We start from the raw sequence: 19,784 nt of genomic DNA on the forward strand, positions 1-19,784 counted from the left end.
AAGGAATGCATAATGTTATTAGTTAGAGGGCGTGAATATTTAGCGCAGTATCCTAATTTTACTTTAGTTGGCAGGGAGCATGATTTAGAACGAATATCGTCTATTCTTATTCGAAAATCATCCAACTCACTTTTATTAACAGGACCTGCAGGGGTAGGTGTTTCAATGCTTACCCTTGGTTTACAAGCTATTAAAAGTAGCCCCGATACACCGTTTGATTTGATTGTAAAAAAGCTATTTTGGTTGAATTGTGATGCACTATTTTCGAGTGGTGACAGCGCTAAGATTAATAATGAGTTTCAAAGTATCTTAAAAAAGTTAAAGCAAACGCCTGAATCTGTGCTAATTATTACCGATACGGCTAATTTTTTAGAGGGAGCACATAATACAGGTAATGCTCATTTTATCAATGCGTTAAATAACGCCGATAAATCAAGTAATTTTCAAGTTATTTTAGAAGTGCGAGACGATAAGCTTAGTAGTGTATTAAAAGCTAGTACCAAAATGCCAGAACTTTACACACTTTACGATGTTAAAGAACCGGTGGGAGATGATTTGAAAGCGATTGTCTCAGTGGTAGCAAAAGACCTTTCTGAACATCATAAAATTCAAATTACTGAAGATGCTATTGATGAAGCTATACACTTAACCAGTAAGTATCGTGATAGTTTAGGTTTGGGAGGAGCACAACCTCAAAGAGCAATTTCATTGCTAGATCGCGCACTGGCTAGTTACCGACAACTTACGCATAAACAGCATCCTAAAATTGTTGAATTAATGGATAAGATTGCAAAAAGTACTAATGAAGTGGAACAACAAGATTTGCAACAACAACTTGAGCAATGGCAAAAAGATTGGCAAGAATTAAAGTCAGAAATTAATAAAACTTATCAATATCAACGTGATGCTGAAACATTACGTTTCCAATTGCAAGATGAAATCACTCAATTGCAAGAAGAAGAGGATAACAGCAATAATTCACAACCAACTACCATAAAGACATTTGCTCAATTTACTGCTGGTGGATTTGATTCGCCTGCAGTGGCTAAATTAAAAGAAAAGATTCGACAAATCGATACAGAAATTGCTCAGAATAACAATCAACATCAAAAATTGGTGATGTTAGCCAATAAAGATTTGAGGCTTAATCGTCAAGAGGTGATTACTGAATTTAGTAAAGTTTCAGGAATTCCTGCAAATAAACTTGATGAAAATGAAGTTGAAAATTTGATTAATTTGGAAGCAAATTTATTATCACGAATCTTTGGTCAAGATAGTATTGTTAAACATGTTGCTAATTCAGTAAAAGTTGCTAAAGTCGATGAACTAGAAGAATCGGGTCCTGCGATGTCCTACTTGTTTTTAGGGCCATCAGGGGTGGGTAAAACCGAAATGGCTAAAGCATTAGCGAAGTATGTCTATGGTGATGAAAAGTCATTAGTTCGTTTTGATATGTCTGAATACATGGAAAAACACGCTGTCGCTAAATTGATTGGTGCACCACCAGGATATGAAGGATTTGAAGCTGGCGGTATATTAACTAACTCAGTTAGAGCAAAACCCGTTGGTATCTATCTATTTGATGAGATAGAAAAGGCTCATCCTGATGTATTTAATATCTTTTTGCAGATTTTGTCAGATGGTCGGTTAACCGATAATGTTGGTCGAACAGTCGATTTTTCTGATATTATGATTATTATGACTTCAAATATCGGACAACCTTACTATTTAGATCCTAACCTTACAGATGAAGAAGCTCGTGGATTGGCGACAAATGAACTCAATAATACTTATCGTTCGGAATTACTTAATCGGTTTAATGGTCGTGAAAATATTCTCCATTTTAAACGTTTGCCTATGGAAGTAATTGAGCAGATTATTTGTCGCGAAATTAATAAGTTGAATCAAGCATATCAGCATCGAGGTTTTACTATAGAAATATCTGATTCTAGTATAAGTGCATTTTGCCATGATCATTACGATTTAATTCGTGGTGCTAGGGGATTACCTGGTTATATTAAAACGAATATTAGGCCATTTATCGTAAATCATATTTTACAAAACCCTAATGATAAAGGTATATTCAGTGCAGTTTATAATCAACAAACCCATAGCTTTGATATGACATTTTGTAAAATTTAAAAAAGTATGAAATAGATTTTTTTATAAACTGTTACCAATAAGGTAACAGTTTATTTCTAAATTAGTATGGTTTACTTTAATTTTATCTTTTAACTAGTTGAAAAATTATAATACTTTTTAAGATAAAAGGTGTCATTAGATAAAGAGAGAAAAAGGCTAATTAATTAGATGTTGATAAAGAGTGATTACACCGATCGAAATAAGCACTATCCCACCCAAAAACTCAGCCCGTTTACCAATTAAACAGCCCATTTTTTTCCCTAGCAATAATCCAATCGTCACCATAATACACGTTGCTATCCCAATCATTCCTGCTGCAAAATAAATATTAACACTTGCTAATGCTAACCCTACGCCGACAGCAAATGCGTCGATACTGGTTGATATTGCCGTAAAAATTAACATCAAAAACGATTTTTTAGATGATATACTTTTATCATCTTGGCAATCATCTGGCTTTTTAAAGCTGTTATAGATCATGTTAGTACCTAAAAATAGCATAACAGCAAAAACAACCCAATGATCCCATTGCTCAACATATTGAAGTGCGATATAACCAACTAGCCAACCAAGTAATGGCGTAATAGCCTCGACAATACCAAATAAGATACCAACTTTTAAAGCACCTAAAAACGGCATTGATTTAAGTGATATTCCCCGACATACAGCGACAGCAAAGGCATCGGTTGACATAGCCAGTGCCAGTAATAAAATAGCAAAAAAACTCATGACATATACTCTTGCTTTAAATTATTGTGATTATTTATTTTTTATTATAGAAAATAAATAATTTGCGATTTTTATATCGCCTTTATTTTGATAAAGTTCAGCTGTTTTTTTTACATTTTCTCGACGGTTTGCATCGTATTGAAAAAGTTGCTTAAACATCAAATCAGCTGTTTTTCGATCATTGTTTTGGATTGCACAATAGCCATACTGTTCATAAGCATCGGCTTTCCAACGGTGGCGATCTAAATCAAGACTTTGTTGAAATTGTTTTTTAGCCTCTTGATAACGCTCTCGTCCGCATAAAAAAGATCCGTAATGAACATGATATAATCCGTTACCTGGTTGCATTAGTGTAATGCGTTCGTAAATCATTTCGGCTTCGTTATATTCACCCACATGTTGATCAAACATAGCCATCGCCAACATGACTTGAGGATTGTTTGGTGAGTATTGCGCTGCTAATTTTAGATTATAATGTGCTGCTTTAACGTTTTCTTCTGATTCATTTGCTTTAGCAAGATAACCCAACCCAAGTCGCATTCTTGCTAAAGCGGCTTTTTCTGGGTCAAATTCATCACTATTTTTCATTTGACAGCCAGATAGTATGATTATCAAAAAACAGCTAAATATAATTAACAGTTTTTTCATTTATCCTTCCTTTTTTCTTTATACAAATGTAGTCTTATATAGTTTGTTGGATAATGTTTTGTTTTTTATAAAGTGTTCTTTTTGTACGATCAACAACCTCACCAGCTAATTGACCGCATGCGGCATCGATATCATCTCCACGTGTTTTACGGACAATGACTGTAAATCCATATCCCATTAATGTTTTCATAAAACGATCAATACGAGTATTTGAACAACGTGAATAAGGTGCGCCAGGAAACGGGTTCCAAGGAATTAAATTAATTTTACTAGGTACATTTTTTAGAAATGTAGCAAGTTCATGAGCATGCTCAACGCTATCGTTAATTTGATTAAGTAGTACATATTCAATCGTTACCTTACCGTGATTTGCATTTGAAGTAGAAAGATAACGCAAAATAGAATCACGTAACATTGCCATGTTATATTTTTGATTTATTGGCATAATTTCACTACGAATCTTATCATTTGGTGCATGAAGTGAGATAGCTAATGCAACATCAATCATACCTGCCAATTTATCCAAAGCTGGAACAACACCAGATGTAGAAAGGGTTACTCGCCTTTTGGATAAACCATAGCCAAAATCATCTAACATAATTTCCATGGCGGGGGCAACATTAGATAGATTGAGTAATGGTTCACCCATTCCCATCATAACTACATTGGTAATAGGTCTATCGGCTAATTTTCCCGTTACACCAATCGCATTTGATGCACGCCATACTTGACCAATAATTTCAGAGACCGTTAAATTTCGATTAAACCCTTGTTGAGCTGTTGAGCAAAATTTACACTCTAATGCACAACCTACTTGTGACGAAACACACAACGTTGCTCGATCTCGCTCTGGTATATAAACAGACTCGATCATCTGGTTATTACCCACATCAAGAGCCCATTTTATTGTGCCGTCAGATGAACGTTGTTCTATGGCAATTTTTGGAGCTTTAATTTCTGTCAAAGTTTTTAATTGTTCTCGTAGTTTTTTGTTGATATCGGTCATTTGATCGAAATCATCTATTCCAAAGTGATAAATCCATTTCATCACTTGATCGGCTCTAAATGGCTTTTCGCCTAGTGAAATAAAAAATTCTCTTAATTGCTTGCGCGTAAAATTGAGTAAATTTATTTTTTCGTTACTTGAATTCATTGTTGTTAGGTTCATTGCGTTTGGAGAGTCTGAACAAGCAGACATGTTGGATGTACATGATGTTGACATAAGGCCTCGTTTTTACACATTATGGCTATTTCAATTTTTAGGGAAAAGATTATACTGGTTTTTACCTTATCTTGCTATTAAAGAATCGATGTAATATTTAAGATGAAAATAAAACCAACAAAATTAAATATATTTTTTATTTTAATTCAGACAGTAACATTACTTTTCTATTCGAGTTTTACTATGGCACAAACAATTCCATTAAATAAACTAACCGGGCAATTTGATGAAAAAAAGGACAGTGATTTTGTTGCATTGGACTCGACCGAATTACTTGTTAATAAAAAAGGAATGTACCTGCAAAGAGAAGCAACTGAGCAGTTAATAAAGGCTTTTAAAGACTTTAGAAGTACGCATCCAAATATTCCTTTTATAGTGGTAAGTGCAACGCGTAATTACACTTACCAAAATGGAATTTGGCAACGAAAATGGGATACTTTATCAGCTAAATTCAACAATCCCCAAAAAATTGCCGAGGAAATTTTAAAATATTCATCAATGCCTGGTACATCAAGGCATCATTGGGGGACTGATGTTGATATTACTAGCGTTTCTTCGGAATATTTTAGAAATGATAAAAAAGGAATTATTCTTTATAAGTGGCTTCAAGAGAATCTACCAAAATATGGTTTTTGCCAAGCATTTAATAGTGGTAGAAAAGGCGGATATCAACTTGAAGAATGGCACTGGTCATATCAGCCCATTGCTAGCCAATATATTACACAATATAAAGCCATATTAGAGAGTGATCCAAACGTTATCATGAAAACATTAAACTTTATTGGTCACGATAAAATCAGACTAGAAAGCTTAGTTAAAGAGTATGTATTAACTGTTAATAACGATTGTTACTAACTCTTATTAAAGCTTTCTCCAATAAGGTAAACATATTGTTACAATAAGCCCTCCGCCATCACGATTTGTTGCTTGAATAGTACCGTTATGCATAATAACGGTCTTTCTTGCTATCGCAAGTCCTAATCCATAACCTTTACCCAATTGAGGAGACTGAATACGGACAAATGGTTCAAAGATACTGGATAATTTATTTTCTTCAACACCAGGACCACGATCTTTAACTTCAATTTGTAAATATTTACCCGTTTCTTTTAACGAAACGTCTACAGCTTGTCCAGATGTTGAAAAACGAATAGCATTACGAATAATGTTTTCAACTGCACGCCGAATTTGCTCTGAATTCCCTTTAACAATAGAATGTGTTATCGGTGATAAATTGAAATGTACATCAATTAACTGATGATTAGCTTCATAATTAGCATCATTTATCACCACACTAATTAAGTCTTTTAAATCAAAATACTCATCGGTACGATTATTCATTTCTGCACGAGAATAATTTAGAATCTCTCCAATCAACTGATCTAACCGTTCTGATTCTAATTCAATTCTAGCTAAAGCTGTATCAATATTTTGTTTATTCTGTTGAGCAAGTCCAATTGCTAACTGCAAACGAGCTAGTGGAGTTCTAAGTTCATGAGAAACGTCATGAAGAAGGGATTGACGATCAGAGAGCAAAATATTGAGTTGTTCAACCATCATATCAAAATCTTTACCAAGCTCACTTAATTCATCGCGACGAGGTTTTAATTTATTGAACAATCTAACAGAAAGATCACCTTGGGATACTCTAAAAAAACCTTGCCTTAATAGTCTCATTGGTCTGGTTAGGTTCCAAGCTAAAAAGAGGCTAAAAACAAGGCCAACACATATTCCAAGTAATACAATTGTCATTGGCATATTGAATAATGCTTTTGTATCATGATCATCCTTATCCTCTTTAAATGAAACTGAATAAAGCGTTCCGTCTGGTGCTGCGGCCATGCGTTGATAAGCATATGTTGGGGTTTCTAATTCATCGTTTAGAATATTGACTTGTTCATTAAATGGGGAAACTAATTTTATTGACAGTAAAGTTTTTTCTCGCTCAGGTAAGTGTGCTATAAAATTAAGCGTTTCATCTTCACCTGCCACATGTAATAACTGAGCAATCATATCGACTTTTGTCGGCATATGATTGAGGAATCTTTGATTTTTATTTCCTACATAAATAGAAAATGCAATCCAAGTTAACTGGAAGGTAAGATAAAAAATAACCCCAAATATAATAAGTATTTTCCAAAATAATCGACGATTCATATCAAGCCTATCAGGTTATTAACGGATACGGTAACCGACAGCTCGAATAGTCTCTATCGCTACATCATTTTGTGCAATTTGGTGTAGTTTTTGACGAATATTACTAATGTGCACATCGACACTACGATCGTAAAGCTCACGAGCTCTACCTAATCCGACTTCAGATAGTTCTTCTTTCGTAACTACTCGTTCGTTATGTTTTACAAGTAATACTAACAAATTAAACTCGGTTGACGTTAAGTCAATAACTTGTCCATTCCAAGTACATAATCGTTGTGGTAAATCTAATGTTAAACCATTAAAATGGTATTTTTTATCATCGACCGTTTCTACTGCACGTTCATCAAATCGGCGTAGAACAGCACGTAGTCTTGCTAATAATTCACGAGGGTAACATGGTTTAGGGATATAGTCGTCAGCACCTAATTCTAACCCTAAAACGCGATCGATATTATCGCCTTTAGCTGTTAACATAATAACAGGCATATTACATTGTTGACGTATACTTTTAAGAACATCAATTCCATTAATATCGGGTAACATTATATCTAAAATTGCAGCACGATATTTTCCTGATAATGCTTCATCAATGCCATCTTTACCCAAATAAACACTCTTGGTATTAAAACCTTCATTAGTCAAATATTCGCTAAGCATTTGTGATAATTCAACATCATCATCAATTAATAAAATATTTATCATAATCGCCACCATAATCTAATTTTAGGTCTTTACATTATTGCAATAATAAAAAAAAGTCAGGTATTTTTACTAAAATATTACATATTTTAAACTATTCCTGATTATTTAATTTACTATCTAATTATACAAAGAAGTTTGAGATTAATTTTATGTTTTAGTATATATTTTCAACATTATCTAAAAGAAAAATACCATTATCAGCTCACTTTAAAAAAAATACTATTCAATCTTGAAATAAGAATAAACTAAAACAAAATCTATATCATTTGAAAAATAGTCTTACTACTAGCATTTCTATTAATAATATGGAGATAAAAAATAAAACAACAAGTAGTATGAAAGTCAATATTTACAAAATTTGATTACAATTTAAGGTATTTCGTTTATCAAATTTTATACCTTTAACGCTTTTTATGTAATCAATTGGTGAGTTTTTTAAAAATTATACTGGACAATATCATTTTTTATGCGTAATATTTCGTCCTGCTTCTATGGTGGCTATAGCTCAGTTGGTAGAGCCCTGGATTGTGATTCCAGTTGTCGTGGGTTCGAATCCCATTAGCCACCCCATTTAGTAGAGAAAAAATCTAACGGCGAGTAGCGCAGCTTGGTAGCGCAACTGGTTTGGGACCAGTGGGTCGGAGGTTCGAATCCTCTCTCGCCGACCAATTTTCAATAAAAAAGCCTGCTCAACTGAGCAGGCTTTTTTATTATTACCTTCTTTTATAAACAACTAAAAATATTGTTCACTTTTCACTATAAATTTCATTCAAAGTTACTGCTTTGCTCTATTTTTTTTTATGACTTAGTTTATTGATGCTGAAAATTGTGATCAAGGCAACAATATTGGCACTAAAATCTAGTAACATGTATTTTTTTGTTTCTTTCTTTCCTATTGTTATGTAGATTTAGATACATATCTTGGATAAATAGATCCAAATAAAGTGGGAAGTATCTATGGAATATCGTGATATTGCTTCTAGAACTTATGTCGAAGAACAAATTAAGGCAAATCCATCTATTGTTAGTAGAATATCAACAGAAAGAGGACTTGCTGAATACTTTAATGTTAGTCGAACAACAGTGAGAAAAGCATTAAATGACTTAATAATGGAAGGTCATTTATTCCATAATGGGAAGAACTTAGAATGGAGCCAAGTTTTTGAGATAAACATGTTGAAAATGTCTTCATTTAGTGAAGAAGTAAAAAAAAGCGATAGGGCCCAAACAAAAATAAGAGTTCTTTCTAACCAAATAATTAGAATGCCCGAGGAACTGAGAACATTTTTTGGTTCAAATGAGCAATTAACTAGAATTATACGGCAACGTTTATTGGATGAGTTTCCGTTATCCTACGAAATCACCTATTTATCATCTAATAAGTTCAGAAATTTAGATCAAGTAGATTTAAATGATGTTTCTCTATATCAATTTTTGAAAGAGCACTACCATCTTGTACCTAGTCACGGACGTGAGGAAATCAGTTGTGAGGTTGCAATCGAAGATAAAGCTATGTATCTACAAGTGATTGAAGGCACACCGATTTATAAAGTATCTAGTAGTAGTTTTGATGCTAATTTTCATCCTTTTGAATATACTATTCAATATTTAGTCGGAAATAAATTTAGATATCATTTATCTGCTGAAAATATTTTTGATTACAAGGAAAAATGTGAATGAGTTTGTTTGAAAAAATAGCTGCTCATTTAATGGAGCAAATTAATACAGGACAATATGGTGTAGGTTCGGAATTACCTCCAGAAGGAAAGCTACAAAAAGATTATAACGTAAGCAGAACAACTATTCGAAAAGCAATTGATCTATTAGTTGATAAAAATATGGTTATTAGAAAAAAAGGTATTGGTTTGTTTGTTGCACCAACACTTTCTACTCAAACTATTCTAAAAATGACAGGTATTATTAAACCCCATACTTATCAAAGCCATAAAAAAGTTATTAAAGAATTTTATCTAAGACAAGCTGGAAATTACTATAGTCAATTATTAAAAATAAAATCAGCAGAACTGATTTATTACATTAGTTTTTTAGAAGTCTCTGATAGAAGTGTAGTGAAAGAGATTTTTTTATTACCTCTTTGCTATTTTCCAGACTTTCAAATTTCTATAATAAAAGTGCTTTCAGCACTTGAAATCACTAACTCTGGAAAGAAAAAAGTAGATAAATTAAAGCAAGATTTGCAGTTAATTGTAGCTAATGCTGAATTAGCTAAACAGTTTCAATGCAAAATAAATGACCCATTATTTAAAATATCTAACTACTATTTTGATATTAATAGCGAACCAATAGCCATTGAGCTCAAGTTTTCTTGCAATACCAAATATGTAGTTGATTTTACCTAGGAGGTATACCAATGATTAAATTATTACGCGTCGATCACCGCTTATTGCATGGTCAAGTTGTTGTTTCATGGTTCGAAAGTGTTGGAGCAAATACGATTTTAGTTGCTAACAATATTGTTGCAAATGACGAATTACGAAAGTCTGCTATTCGTTTAGCTAAACCTGAAAATGCAAAATTAGTGATGAAATCAATAGATGACAGTATAGATGCCATTAATTCGGGCATAACAGATAAGTATCAAATGCTAATTGTTGTAGAATCTGTTGCTGATGCTGAAAAATTAATACGGGGAACGCAAGGTAAAATAATAAGCCTAAATTTAGGAGGGACTAAACCACGAGAAGGAACTAAAAATTATTCTAAAACCATTAACCTAAATGATATAGAAGCAGATTTATTAACAGGATTGCAACAAGATGGTGTTGATGTCTACATTCAGCAAGTTCCAAATGAAACAAAGCAAAAATTTGAGAAATAGTCTAGAGGGAACAAAAAATGAGCATAGAATTAACAGCCGTTTTTTTAGCTTTAATTGCGATGTTAGCAAATGGTGAATACCTTTTAGGTTCATCAATGTTATCTAGACCATTAGTTACTTGTACCTTAGCTGGTTTGGTCATGGGGGATATTACACAAGGTATTATTATTGGAGCAACATTAGAATTAGCTTTTGTTGGATCGTTTTCTATTGGTGCATCTATACCTCCTGAAATTATTTCTGGAAGTGTGTTAGGTACTGCTTTTGCTATTGGTGCGGGTAAAAGTACAGAAATTGCTTTAACATTAGGTATTCCAATTGCTTCATTAGTTTTATTAGTCAAAAATTTATGTTTTCTTTTTATCCTTCCTTATTTTGTTCATAAAGCTGATAAATATGCATCTGAAGGTAATGGTAAAGGTATGGATAGAATGAATTTATTAGGTGGATTTTTTTCTGTTAATCTTCCAATAGGCTTAGTTGTAGGCTTATCCTATTTATTTGGTAGCTCAGCTGTCAATGATTTATTAGAAGTAATTCCAAAATTTATTATTGATGGTTTAGGTATTGCAACGGGCTTACTACCTGCGTTTGGTTTTGCTATGTTAATGAAAATAATGATAAAAAAAACAAATGCAACCTTTTTTATCTTTGGTTTTGCTTTAGCCGTATATATGAAGGTACCTGTTACTGGGGTTGCAATTTTTGGCGCTTGTATCGCTTTAATTTTGACCGGTTACTCTGCATTTAATGGGAAAAAAGACGTAATAGAAGATGGTAACCAGAAGTTAAATAATAATATGGATAACACTGTAAATGTGCAGGAGATCAATTATGAAAATGAAGAATTCTAAATTAATAACTAATAAAGAATTGACAAGGACGTTCTGGCGGTCTTTTACCGCTGAATGGTCATGGAATTACGAACGACAAATGAATTTAGGCTATTCCTATGCCATGCGTCCAGCTTTAGAAAAAATATATGGTGATAATAAAGAAAAATTAACTGATGCTTATCAAAGGCACTTAGAATTTTACAATATCACACCATGGTTAATTACCTTCCCTTTAGGGATTTCTATTGCTATGGAAGAGCAAAACGCTACAGATAGTGATTTTGATAAAAGCTCAATTAATGATGTGAAAATTGCATTGATGGGACCATTAAGTGGTTTAGGTGATTCATTTTTTTGGGGAACATTACGTGTTATCGCAACTGGTATAGGTACTTCATTAGCTCTTGAAGGTAATATTTTAGGACCTCTTTTATTTTTATTAATTTTCAACATTCCTGCGATGTTAGCTCGTTATTTTGGTTTGTTAATAGGGTATAACATTGGTACATCGTTTATTGAAAAAGTTCAAAAGACAGGCTTGATGGATAAATTATCCTATGGTGCATCGGTTTTAGGACTTTGTGTAGTAGGTGCGATGGTGGCTACGATGGTAACATTAAATATGCCGCTAAAAATAGGTTCAGGCACAGATGCTTCGTCGTTACAAGATATCTTTGATGGGATTATACCTCAAATTCTTCCTTTATTGTTTACAGTGTTTATTTTTGCGTTAGTTAAGAAAGATATTAAGGCTCATTGGATTCTTTTATTAATTGCCTTTATTGGTATTTTTGGTGCTTGGAGTGGGATATTGGGATAACAAGGAAAAAAAATGAAAAGCATTGCTGATTATGTTGAGTTAGAACCTGAATATTATCAAAGTATTCTAAATAATTATCAAACACTATTTTGTAGTACTATTGATTTAACTGGGATTAAAAAACTTAATTCAATTGTTATATTTGCTACAGGATCTAGTGCTAATGCAGCTTATGGTGCAAGACCTTTAATGAGCAAGTTATTAAAAATACCTGTCTATATTGAAGATCCATCAATGGCCGCTAATTATTTATATTATGATGATCCTAATACCTTATATTTTGCTATTTCGCAAGGAGGGGAGAGTTACTCAACCATTCACTTGGTCGAACAATTTGTTAATAACAACCAAACTATTTATACCCTTACGAGCAATCCCAAAAGTCCATTATATAAGGTAAGTAACCATGTGTTATCTATGGGAATACCTATTGAAGAAATGCCATATGTTAGTGCTGGTTATAGTGTGACTATTCTTGATTTAATGTTAATCACTTTAACTATTGGTCAAAAAATAGAGTGTTTGAATAGTGAACAATTTGAATTTTATTTCAAGCAGATACAAAAAATTACTCAATCATTACCTCAAATTATTAAACAATCAAAAGATTGGGTTAATCGACATGAGAATCTTTTTTATCGTGCTGAAAGAATCATTCTGATTGGTTATGGAGCAACTTATGGTGTAGCTAGAGAAGGAGAAACCAAATTTACAGAGACAGTACGAAATAGTGCTTTTGGTAAAGAACTAGAAGAGTACATGCATGGTCCGTACTTAGGTTTACATTCTGATGATTGTATTATCTTTATCGAACCACATGGTCGTTTAGTGAAAAGATCGGAGAGTTTAAAAGAATTTTTAAATCAATATGTTCCAAATATTTCAACTATTTATGCACATAACGCGAGTGGTTTAGGAGTATGTGATTTATGCCTAAATATTGAATGTGATGAACTATTAACTTCATTATTTATGACTATTCCTATTCACTTATTAAGCTATCAGATATCGCAATTAAAAGGCTACAATCTTGAAAAATCGACATATCCAGAATTTGACCAAATAACAAAATCTAAAATTAAAAGGATTACAAAATGAGAAAATTTGACGAACAAAAAGAACTAGACAGTATGAATGGAGCATTAGCTTTACGCCCTAAAATTAATCAATTTATTGATCAAATCCACAAACGTGGTTATAGCAATGTTTGTTGGTTGGGTATTGGTGGTACTTATGCATCTTCAATGCAAGCTGTTGTACATATGAAGGAAAAATCGGCTATTGAGACTTTTATTCAACATGCTGCAGAGTACTTAGTAACCGGTAATAAGAGAATTACTAAAGACACATTAATTATTATTTCATCTGTAACGGGTTCAACCCAAGAAGTAGTTCAAGCTATCGATAAGATTCAAAAAGAAGTTGGAGCTACAGTGTTAGCTTTTTTAGATAAAGCAGACTCTCCATTAGGAAAAATGGTTGATCATGTTATTTCTTATCCAATGAATGAACAATTAAAATTCTTTATGACAGCTGATCGTTTAATGTTTTTAGCTGATGAGTTTCCTGATTATGATGAGTTTTATCAACAAATGGATCAGCACTTTGCTAAAAATATTGTTGCTGTTGCTAAAAAAGCTGATAAGTTTGGGCAAGAAGTGGCTGAAAAACATCATAATGATACGATGCATTATTTTGTTGGTGCGGGTAATCAATGGGGGGCGACTTATTCTCATGCAATGTGTTATTGGGAAGAGCAACATTGGCTACGTTCAAAATCTATTGAGTCAGCTGAATTTTTCCATGGTACACTAGAAATTATTGATCGTGATACAGCTGTTACAGTGTATGTTGGTGAAGATACTCAACGCCCATTAAGCGAAAGGGTTGCAAAGTTTTTACCTAAAATTTGTGGAAATTACACTATCATTGATACTAAAGACTACGAACTACCAGGTATATCAGAAAAATATCGCGGTCATCTTTCTCCATTTGTTTTTCGTACTATTAATAATCGTATTGATGCATATGTTGAACATTTAAATCGCCATCCAATGACGATTCGCCGTTATTATCGTTGCTTGGATTATTAAGGAGAGTAATGTCAATGGTTGCGGTATTAATAAGTACTCATGGATCAACAGCTAACAGTATGATTGAAACGGTTGAAATGATTTGTGGTAAACAAGCTCAATGCGAGGCAGTGCCTTTTCTAATGGGGCAATCCTTAGATGATTTTCAACAGCAGATTGAGCAGAAGTTAGAAAAGTTAACCCGTGAAAGCTCTGATGTTTTATGTTTTGTTGATTTAAAAGGAGGGACACCGTTTAATACGGTGGTTAATTTGGTTTCTAAATATCCTCGATTAGAAGTTATAGCGGGTGTTAATATTCCAATGTTATTGACAACTTTTACGTTAAGAACCGATGACGAAAATAAACTGAATGATTTGCTATCAGAAGTAATTGATGCATCGGTAAAAAGTATTGAACGATATAACATTGTTTCAATAATGGATAATAAAAGTCAGGATGAGGATTTCTGATTTCATCCTATATTTTGTGTATTTCTATTTACAGGTGACAGTTAATTCTGTCACCAAATTCTATAATATTCCTATAAATAATTTAAATATTAATAGTGTTTATATCTTTGTCATATATCCATTTGCGCTAAATTAACAATCATTTGAATTTTATGATTAAGTTATTTATTTGAGTTCTTTTCAAGTTTTTTTATTCTTTTTCTTTCTTGTTTCTTTATTGCTCTTCTGTGTTTTTTATTATGTTCTTTATTATTTAATCGTTTTGTATTTTGTTCATCTTCACAATTATACATTTGATTATTTTGTATAATAAATAAAAGGGAATAAAACATCTGGCAAAACACATAAAATAGACAACTTTTTTACTCTGAATGTGCCAACACGCACGAAGAAGTATACCAACTAACAAAAATGTTAGACACATATAACCTGTTATAAATAAGTCGGCTAATAATCTGATCATTTTAGAAAATAAAATAGATAAAATTAATCAAAATGTTAGCGTAATAAATAAAATTATTCAGGAAAAGTATTTGGTACAGATGATGATTCGTTTTTTTGTTTGTTATTGTCGTTGTTTTGTCTTTCAATATATAACACCACGTTATTATTTACTCCTATCTAAAAATAATTCTTATCTTACTTGTTTTATGGTGATATTTTGTTTTAATAGATAAAATATTGCTTTATATAACCTCTACTTATTGGAAATAAATTATGAAAAATGTTGGTTTTGTCGGTTGGCGTGGAATGGTGGGCTCTGTGCTTATGCAACGTATGGTTGAAGAGCATGATTTTGATTATATCAATCCTGTTTTCTTTTCTACTTCTCAAGCGGGTCAAGCAGCCCCAACTTTTGGTGGAAAAACAGGTATATTACAAAGCGCAGATAATATTGATGCTTTAAAGGCATTAGATATTATTGTCACTTGCCAAGGTGGTGATTATACCTCAGAGATTTATGCAAAATTACGCGCAACAGGTTGGCAGGGGTATTGGATTGATGCAGCTTCAACGTTACGAATGGAAGATGATGCAATTATCGTTCTTGATCCTGTAAACAAAACTAACATTTATACCGCTTTAGATAGTGGTATTAAAACTTTTGTAGGTGGTAACTGTACGGTTAGTTTGATGTTAATGTCATTAGGTGGGTTATTTGCTGAAAATCTTATAGATTGGGTTTCTGTTTCGACTTATCAAGCGGCATCTGGTGGTGGTGCTCGCCATATGCGTGAACTATTAACGCAAATGGGTATGTTAAATGCCGAAGTAGCAAAAGAGCTACAAGATCCGCATTCCTCTATTTTGGATATTGAGCGTAAAGTGACACAAAAAATGCGTGATGGTAGTTTACCTACTGATAATTTCGGTGTGCCATTAGCAGGAAGTTTAATTCCTTGGATCGATAAAGCACTAGATAATGGACAAAGTAAAGAAGAATGGAAAGGGCAAGCCGAAACCAATAAAATTTTGGGAACAAGTCAGATTATTCCTGTTGATGGACTTTGTGTTCGTATTGGAGCTTTGCGTTGTCATAGTCAATCGTTTACGATTAAATTGAAAAAAGATATTAGTGTGCCAGAAATTGAAAAGCTTCTTGCTGCGCACAATGATTGGGTAAAAGTCGTTCCTAATGATCGCGAAATTTCAATGCGAGAATTAACCCCAGCAGCAGTTACTGGTACATTAACTACACCTGTTGGGCGTTTACGTAAATTGAATATGGGTAAAGACTATTTGTCTGCTTTTACTGTCGGTGACCAACTGTTATGGGGCGCTGCAGAACCACTGCGTAGAATGTTACGCATTTTAGCTTAATTTGTAGTAGCTCAAACTTAATTAAAAAAGCCCGAATTATCGGGCTTTTATATATGATAAGGTATACTATAGATTCTCTTCAAGTAGCGTCATCAGTAGTGAACCATTAAATAAAGCTTGTTGCACTAATGCAAATGCGCCAATTGCCGACTTATCATCTAACGGTGAGCAAGTAATAGTAAGGTTTTTGCGCAGATCTTCTAAACTTTGTGCATTTAGAGCGCTATTTACTGCATTTAATAGAATTTCAGGTGATTTAGTTATTTCACCTGCTAATACAATTCGTTGCGGGTTGAAAATATTAACCATGATGGCAACTGCTCTGCCAAGATTTTCGCCAGCATCTTTGACGAGTTTTATCGCTAGTTCATCACCTTGGTTTGCATATTGGCAGATATGATTGATATTGCACTGCTCGGCAGTAAGTTTTGAAATATAACCTTGTTCAATCATCTGTTTAGCACGCTGTTCAATGGCTTTATTAACGACACGATTTTCTAAGCAGCCGAAGTTACCGCAATGGCAACGTTCACCTAATGCATCTACTTGAATATGCCCTACTTCACAAGCGCTTTGATTGTGGTTTGTTAATAGTTGCTGATTAACAATAACACCAGATCCTACTCCTCGATGAACACGAATTAATATAGAATCATCGACATTTTGGGTTGATCCAAAATAACTTTCAGCTAATGCTAAGCTTTGAATATCATTCCCAACAAAAATGGAAACATTAAAGTGTTTTTGTAGTATGTTGGCTAAAGCCCATTCTTTTACTTGAATATGTGGCGTATAACGGATAATACCATTGACTGAATCAATTAATCCCGGTAATACAATCGATATCGCGACTAAACATTTTATTTTCTTGCTATTTTCTTGAATAAAACCTTCAAGTAATGCAATTAAATAGTCTTGCACCTGTTGCTCGGTAAAGTTAGTAAGTGAATATCTTTTTGATACCAAACATTTTGCCCCTAAATCAAATAGCTCAATTGTGATATGTGAACGGCTTAATTGCACCGCAATAGCTTGATATTGTCCATATTTTGCTTCAATTGAAACAGCAGGGCGGCCGCCCGTTGATTGCTGAGCATCGACTTCTTTAATTAATTTCTTTTTAATCAGTTGACGGGTTATTTTGGTAATGCTTGCTGGAGCCAATTGGCTGATTTCAGCCAATTGAATGCGAGAGAGTGGTGCTTGCTGAACAATCAAGCGATAAATCATTGCATAATTTAGTTGCTTAATTAATTCCGCATTACCCACTAAATTCAGATAATTAAATGTCATATACTACTCAATATTTTTGAACAATTATCTGGTATTTTAGCGACTCATCTCTCCGTTAACAACTGTTTTAACGATTGAAAAATCACGATTAAAAATAACAAGATTTGCAATTTTTCCTTCATTAATACTACCAAGTTCTTTATCCACACCGATTGCTTTGGCGGGGTAAAGTGTTGCCATTCTTAACGCTTCGTCTAATGCAATACCGACACATTCAACTGCATTCTTTACGGCTTCAATCATGGTTAACGATGAACCACCCAATGTGCCATTTTCATCAACACAGCGACCATCTTTATAATAAATGGTTTTACCGGCAAATACGCCTGATTCTAAATTAGAAGCGGCAAGTAACATCGCATCAGTAATTAAAATTAAGTGATCTTGTTTGATTTTATGACTATTGCGAATATTTGCCCAACTAACATGTTGACCATCAGCAATAATACCGACATAAACGTCTGGCTCATCATAAATTGCACCAACCACACCAGGTTCTCGCCCAGAAATATAAGGCATAGCATTAAATAAATGTGTTCCTAAACGAATACCATCATTAAACCCCCGACGGCAGTCATCATAATGACCATTGGAATGACCAACCGAAACATGAATGCCAGCATTAACCAATTGCTTGATGAAATGGCTTTCAACTCTTTCTGGCGCTAACGTAATGATTTTAATCACATCAGCATTTTTGCAAAGGAAGTCAATCATTTCTTGTGACGGTTGTCGAATAATATTTTCATCATGAATTCCCTTTTTTTCAGGGCTGATATAAGGTCCTTCAAGATGCAAACCAAGAGCTTGATTAGGGTGCTTAGTTAAGTATTCACGCATCACGTTAACTGCCTTTATCATAAACTCATCAGTTGATGTAATTAATGTAGGCAAATAGCTAGTACAACCAGAAATGATATTTGTGGCTTGCATCGTTTCTAATGTTTCAACGCTCAGTGCATCAAGCGTTTCATTAAATTGCACACCACCACAACCATTAACTTGGATATCAATAAATCCAGGCGCAACAATTGCGCCTTGTAGATTTTCAATCTTGATATCTGCAGGTAATTCGTTTTGTTTACAGACTTTTGTAATTTTATCACCGTTAATAATAACAGCATGGTTATCAAGAATTTCATAACCTGTATAAAAACGGCAATTTGTTAATGCATACATTGAGTTATCCTTTATAAAATGGTCACTTTTAGGTTATTAGCTTCCATTTGTTTAAAATATTTTAGCGTTTTAACTTTAAGATCATCAGTACTTGGTTCATCACAAACAATAATTGATGCAGGGTGCATTTGTAGTGCTGTGACAGTCCAAAGGTGATTAATCGCCCCTTCAACACCTGCTTGTAATGCTAAGCTTTTGTTATGACCACAAACTAATAAAATAACTTCTTGAGCATCCATTAAAGTCGCAACACCAATGGTTAACGCATGTTTTGGTACTTGATTCACGTCATTATCAAAAAAGCGTGAATTAGCAATGCGTGTATCTTCTGTTAATGTCTTGATGCGTGTACGTGAACAAAGCGAAGATCCCGGTTCATTAAAAGCAATATGCCCATCTTGACCTACACCTCCAACAAAGATATTTATTTTACCGTAAGCTTTGATCTTTGCTTCATATTGACGGCACTCTTGATCAATATCTGGCGCATTACCATTTAATATATGGATATTGTTTTTATCAATATCAATATGATTGAAAAAATTTTCGTACATAAATGTGTGGTAGCTTTGCGGATGATCTTCTGGAATGCCAACATATTCATCCATATTAAAGGTTACAACATGTTTAAAGCTGACGTTACCTGCTTTATATTGTTTAATCAATTGTTGATACATAACTAATGGTGAACTACCTGTTGGTAGCCCCAATAAAAAAGGACGATCTGCAGTAGGCTTAAACTCGTTAATTTTATTAACAATGCGCTGTGCAACCCAAGCACCGACTTCTTGTGCATTTTCTAAAGGAATAAGTCTCATGTGGTTTTACCTTTTGTGATATAATTAAAAACT

At 33.5% G+C, this 19,784-nt stretch carries 19 protein-coding genes and 2 tRNA genes; 13 read left to right on the forward strand and 8 right to left on the reverse strand.

The window, feature by feature from the left end; genetic code table 11:
• Window positions 1–12: 12 nt before the first annotated feature.
• Window positions 13–2,142: an AAA family ATPase gene (locus GQ596_RS05385; RefSeq protein ID WP_160400658.1), complete on the forward strand. Its 2,130-nt coding sequence runs from the start codon at window positions 13–15 to the stop codon at window positions 2,140–2,142.
• 156 nt (window positions 2,143–2,298) lie between these two features.
• Here GQ596_RS05385 and GQ596_RS05390 read toward each other — a convergent pair whose 3' ends face one another.
• Genes GQ596_RS05390 through GQ596_RS05400 form a run of 3 tightly spaced genes read right to left on the reverse strand, consistent with a single transcriptional unit; the run spans window position 2,299 to window position 4,717 of the window.
• Complete coding sequence (locus GQ596_RS05390; protein ID WP_160400659.1) at window positions 2,299–2,871, reverse strand: manganese efflux pump MntP family protein; 573 nt, start codon at window positions 2,869–2,871, stop codon at window positions 2,299–2,301.
• 30 nt (window positions 2,872–2,901) lie between these two features.
• The gene (locus GQ596_RS05395; RefSeq protein WP_160400660.1) at window positions 2,902–3,519 is read right to left on the reverse strand and encodes a hypothetical protein; all 618 of its coding nucleotides are present in this window, start codon (window positions 3,517–3,519) and stop codon (window positions 2,902–2,904) included.
• 34 nt (window positions 3,520–3,553) lie between these two features.
• Window positions 3,554–4,717 carry a bifunctional tRNA (adenosine(37)-C2)-methyltransferase TrmG/ribosomal RNA large subunit methyltransferase RlmN gene (locus GQ596_RS05400; RefSeq protein ID WP_160400744.1) on the reverse strand — a complete coding sequence of 388 codons (1,164 nt, stop codon included), beginning with the start codon at window positions 4,715–4,717 and terminating at the stop codon, window positions 3,554–3,556.
• A 207-nt stretch (window positions 4,718–4,924) separates the two neighbouring features.
• Here GQ596_RS05400 and GQ596_RS05405 point away from each other — a divergent pair, with 207 nt between their 5' ends.
• A complete protein-coding gene (locus GQ596_RS05405) occupies window positions 4,925–5,596 on the forward strand; it encodes a D-alanyl-D-alanine carboxypeptidase family protein (RefSeq protein WP_160400661.1) in 672 nt (223 codons plus the stop codon).
• A 6-nt stretch (window positions 5,597–5,602) separates the two neighbouring features.
• Here GQ596_RS05405 and GQ596_RS05410 read toward each other — a convergent pair whose 3' ends face one another.
• Both GQ596_RS05410 and GQ596_RS05415 read right to left on the reverse strand, forming a co-directional pair.
• Window positions 5,603–6,898, reverse strand: coding sequence for an ATP-binding protein (locus GQ596_RS05410; RefSeq protein WP_160400662.1), 1,296 nt, complete (start codon window positions 6,896–6,898; stop codon window positions 5,603–5,605).
• Between the two features lie 18 nt (window positions 6,899–6,916).
• Complete coding sequence (locus tag GQ596_RS05415) at window positions 6,917–7,597, reverse strand: response regulator transcription factor (protein ID WP_160400745.1); 681 nt, start codon at window positions 7,595–7,597, stop codon at window positions 6,917–6,919.
• A 497-nt stretch (window positions 7,598–8,094) separates the two neighbouring features.
• Between GQ596_RS05415 and GQ596_RS05420 the strand changes: the two genes are divergently transcribed.
• The 11 genes from GQ596_RS05420 to asd all read left to right on the forward strand — a co-directional run bounded on the left by GQ596_RS05420 (window position 8,095) and on the right by asd (window position 16,461).
• Window positions 8,095–8,170: transfer RNA gene (locus GQ596_RS05420), tRNA-His, on the forward strand.
• Window positions 8,171–8,191: 21 nt separating this feature from the next.
• Window positions 8,192–8,268: transfer RNA gene (locus GQ596_RS05425), tRNA-Pro, on the forward strand.
• A 289-nt stretch (window positions 8,269–8,557) separates the two neighbouring features.
• Window positions 8,558–9,280 carry a GntR family transcriptional regulator gene (locus tag GQ596_RS05430; RefSeq protein ID WP_160400663.1) on the forward strand — a complete coding sequence of 241 codons (723 nt, stop codon included), beginning with the start codon at window positions 8,558–8,560 and terminating at the stop codon, window positions 9,278–9,280.
• Window positions 9,277–9,960 (forward strand): GntR family transcriptional regulator, encoded by a 684-nt coding sequence (locus tag GQ596_RS05435; protein WP_160400664.1) that lies wholly within the window; start codon window positions 9,277–9,279, stop codon window positions 9,958–9,960. The genes GQ596_RS05430 and GQ596_RS05435 overlap by 4 nt, the downstream gene beginning before the upstream one ends.
• 11 nt (window positions 9,961–9,971) lie before the next feature.
• Entirely contained in the window at window positions 9,972–10,439 is a 468-nt protein-coding gene (locus GQ596_RS05440) for a PTS sugar transporter subunit IIB (RefSeq protein WP_160400665.1), read from the forward strand.
• A gap of 17 nt (window positions 10,440–10,456) precedes the next feature.
• Window positions 10,457–11,293 (forward strand): PTS sugar transporter subunit IIC, encoded by an 837-nt coding sequence (locus GQ596_RS05445; RefSeq protein WP_160400666.1) that lies wholly within the window; start codon window positions 10,457–10,459, stop codon window positions 11,291–11,293.
• The gene (locus GQ596_RS05450) at window positions 11,274–12,095 is read left to right on the forward strand and encodes a PTS system mannose/fructose/sorbose family transporter subunit IID (protein ID WP_160400667.1); all 822 of its coding nucleotides are present in this window, start codon (window positions 11,274–11,276) and stop codon (window positions 12,093–12,095) included. Before GQ596_RS05445 ends, GQ596_RS05450 begins: the two co-directional genes overlap by 20 nt.
• 12 nt (window positions 12,096–12,107) lie before the next feature.
• Complete coding sequence (locus GQ596_RS05455) at window positions 12,108–13,193, forward strand: SIS domain-containing protein (RefSeq protein ID WP_160400668.1); 1,086 nt, start codon at window positions 12,108–12,110, stop codon at window positions 13,191–13,193.
• On the forward strand, window positions 13,190–14,188 hold the full coding sequence (locus tag GQ596_RS05460; RefSeq protein WP_160400669.1) for an SIS domain-containing protein: 999 nt from the start codon (window positions 13,190–13,192) through the stop codon (window positions 14,186–14,188). Before GQ596_RS05455 ends, GQ596_RS05460 begins: the two co-directional genes overlap by 4 nt.
• Window positions 14,189–14,196: 8 nt before the next feature.
• Window positions 14,197–14,640, forward strand: coding sequence for a PTS sugar transporter subunit IIA (locus tag GQ596_RS05465; RefSeq protein WP_160400670.1), 444 nt, complete (start codon window positions 14,197–14,199; stop codon window positions 14,638–14,640).
• Window positions 14,641–15,357: 717 nt separating this feature from the next.
• The gene (gene asd / locus GQ596_RS05470; RefSeq protein WP_160400671.1) at window positions 15,358–16,461 is read left to right on the forward strand and encodes an aspartate-semialdehyde dehydrogenase; all 1,104 of its coding nucleotides are present in this window, start codon (window positions 15,358–15,360) and stop codon (window positions 16,459–16,461) included.
• 66 nt (window positions 16,462–16,527) lie between these two features.
• Here asd and GQ596_RS05475 read toward each other — a convergent pair whose 3' ends face one another.
• The 3 genes from GQ596_RS05475 to nagB are packed head-to-tail and all read right to left on the reverse strand — an operon-like array spanning window position 16,528 to window position 19,751.
• Entirely contained in the window at window positions 16,528–17,754 is a 1,227-nt protein-coding gene (locus GQ596_RS05475; protein ID WP_160400672.1) for an ROK family protein, read from the reverse strand.
• Between the two features lie 36 nt (window positions 17,755–17,790).
• Complete coding sequence (gene nagA, locus GQ596_RS05480; RefSeq protein ID WP_160400673.1) at window positions 17,791–18,933, reverse strand: N-acetylglucosamine-6-phosphate deacetylase; 1,143 nt, start codon at window positions 18,931–18,933, stop codon at window positions 17,791–17,793.
• A gap of 11 nt (window positions 18,934–18,944) precedes the next feature.
• Complete coding sequence (gene nagB / locus GQ596_RS05485; RefSeq protein WP_160400674.1) at window positions 18,945–19,751, reverse strand: glucosamine-6-phosphate deaminase; 807 nt, start codon at window positions 19,749–19,751, stop codon at window positions 18,945–18,947.
• Between the last annotated feature and the right edge of the window lie 33 nt (window positions 19,752–19,784).

This window comes from Gilliamella sp. Pra-s60 (genome assembly GCF_009795755.1).
GTDB lineage: Bacteria > Pseudomonadota > Gammaproteobacteria > Enterobacterales > Orbaceae > Gilliamella.

Excerpts from the sequence above, each read along its gene's own strand:
- GQ596_RS05385 (WP_160400658.1), top strand. The coding sequence starts at position 13 with ATGTTATTAGTTAGAGGGCGTGAATATTTAGCGCAGTATCCTAATTTT.
- GQ596_RS05390 (WP_160400659.1), bottom strand. The coding sequence starts at position 2,871 with ATGAGTTTTTTTGCTATTTTATTACTGGCACTGGCTATGTCAACCGAT.
- GQ596_RS05395 (WP_160400660.1), bottom strand. The coding sequence starts at position 3,519 with ATGAAAAAACTGTTAATTATATTTAGCTGTTTTTTGATAATCATACTA.
- GQ596_RS05400 (WP_160400744.1), bottom strand. The coding sequence starts at position 4,717 with ATGTCTGCTTGTTCAGACTCTCCAAACGCAATGAACCTAACAACAATG.
- GQ596_RS05405 (WP_160400661.1), top strand. The coding sequence starts at position 4,925 with ATGGCACAAACAATTCCATTAAATAAACTAACCGGGCAATTTGATGAA.
- GQ596_RS05410 (WP_160400662.1), bottom strand. The coding sequence starts at position 6,898 with ATGAATCGTCGATTATTTTGGAAAATACTTATTATATTTGGGGTTATT.
- GQ596_RS05430 (WP_160400663.1), top strand. The coding sequence starts at position 8,558 with ATGGAATATCGTGATATTGCTTCTAGAACTTATGTCGAAGAACAAATT.
- GQ596_RS05435 (WP_160400664.1), top strand. The coding sequence starts at position 9,277 with ATGAGTTTGTTTGAAAAAATAGCTGCTCATTTAATGGAGCAAATTAAT.
- GQ596_RS05440 (WP_160400665.1), top strand. The coding sequence starts at position 9,972 with ATGATTAAATTATTACGCGTCGATCACCGCTTATTGCATGGTCAAGTT.
- GQ596_RS05445 (WP_160400666.1), top strand. The coding sequence starts at position 10,457 with ATGAGCATAGAATTAACAGCCGTTTTTTTAGCTTTAATTGCGATGTTA.
- GQ596_RS05450 (WP_160400667.1), top strand. The coding sequence starts at position 11,274 with ATGAAAATGAAGAATTCTAAATTAATAACTAATAAAGAATTGACAAGG.
- GQ596_RS05455 (WP_160400668.1), top strand. The coding sequence starts at position 12,108 with ATGAAAAGCATTGCTGATTATGTTGAGTTAGAACCTGAATATTATCAA.
- GQ596_RS05460 (WP_160400669.1), top strand. The coding sequence starts at position 13,190 with ATGAGAAAATTTGACGAACAAAAAGAACTAGACAGTATGAATGGAGCA.
- GQ596_RS05465 (WP_160400670.1), top strand. The coding sequence starts at position 14,197 with ATGTCAATGGTTGCGGTATTAATAAGTACTCATGGATCAACAGCTAAC.
- asd (WP_160400671.1), top strand. The coding sequence starts at position 15,358 with ATGAAAAATGTTGGTTTTGTCGGTTGGCGTGGAATGGTGGGCTCTGTG.
- GQ596_RS05475 (WP_160400672.1), bottom strand. The coding sequence starts at position 17,754 with ATGACATTTAATTATCTGAATTTAGTGGGTAATGCGGAATTAATTAAG.
- nagA (WP_160400673.1), bottom strand. The coding sequence starts at position 18,933 with ATGTATGCATTAACAAATTGCCGTTTTTATACAGGTTATGAAATTCTT.
- nagB (WP_160400674.1), bottom strand. The coding sequence starts at position 19,751 with ATGAGACTTATTCCTTTAGAAAATGCACAAGAAGTCGGTGCTTGGGTT.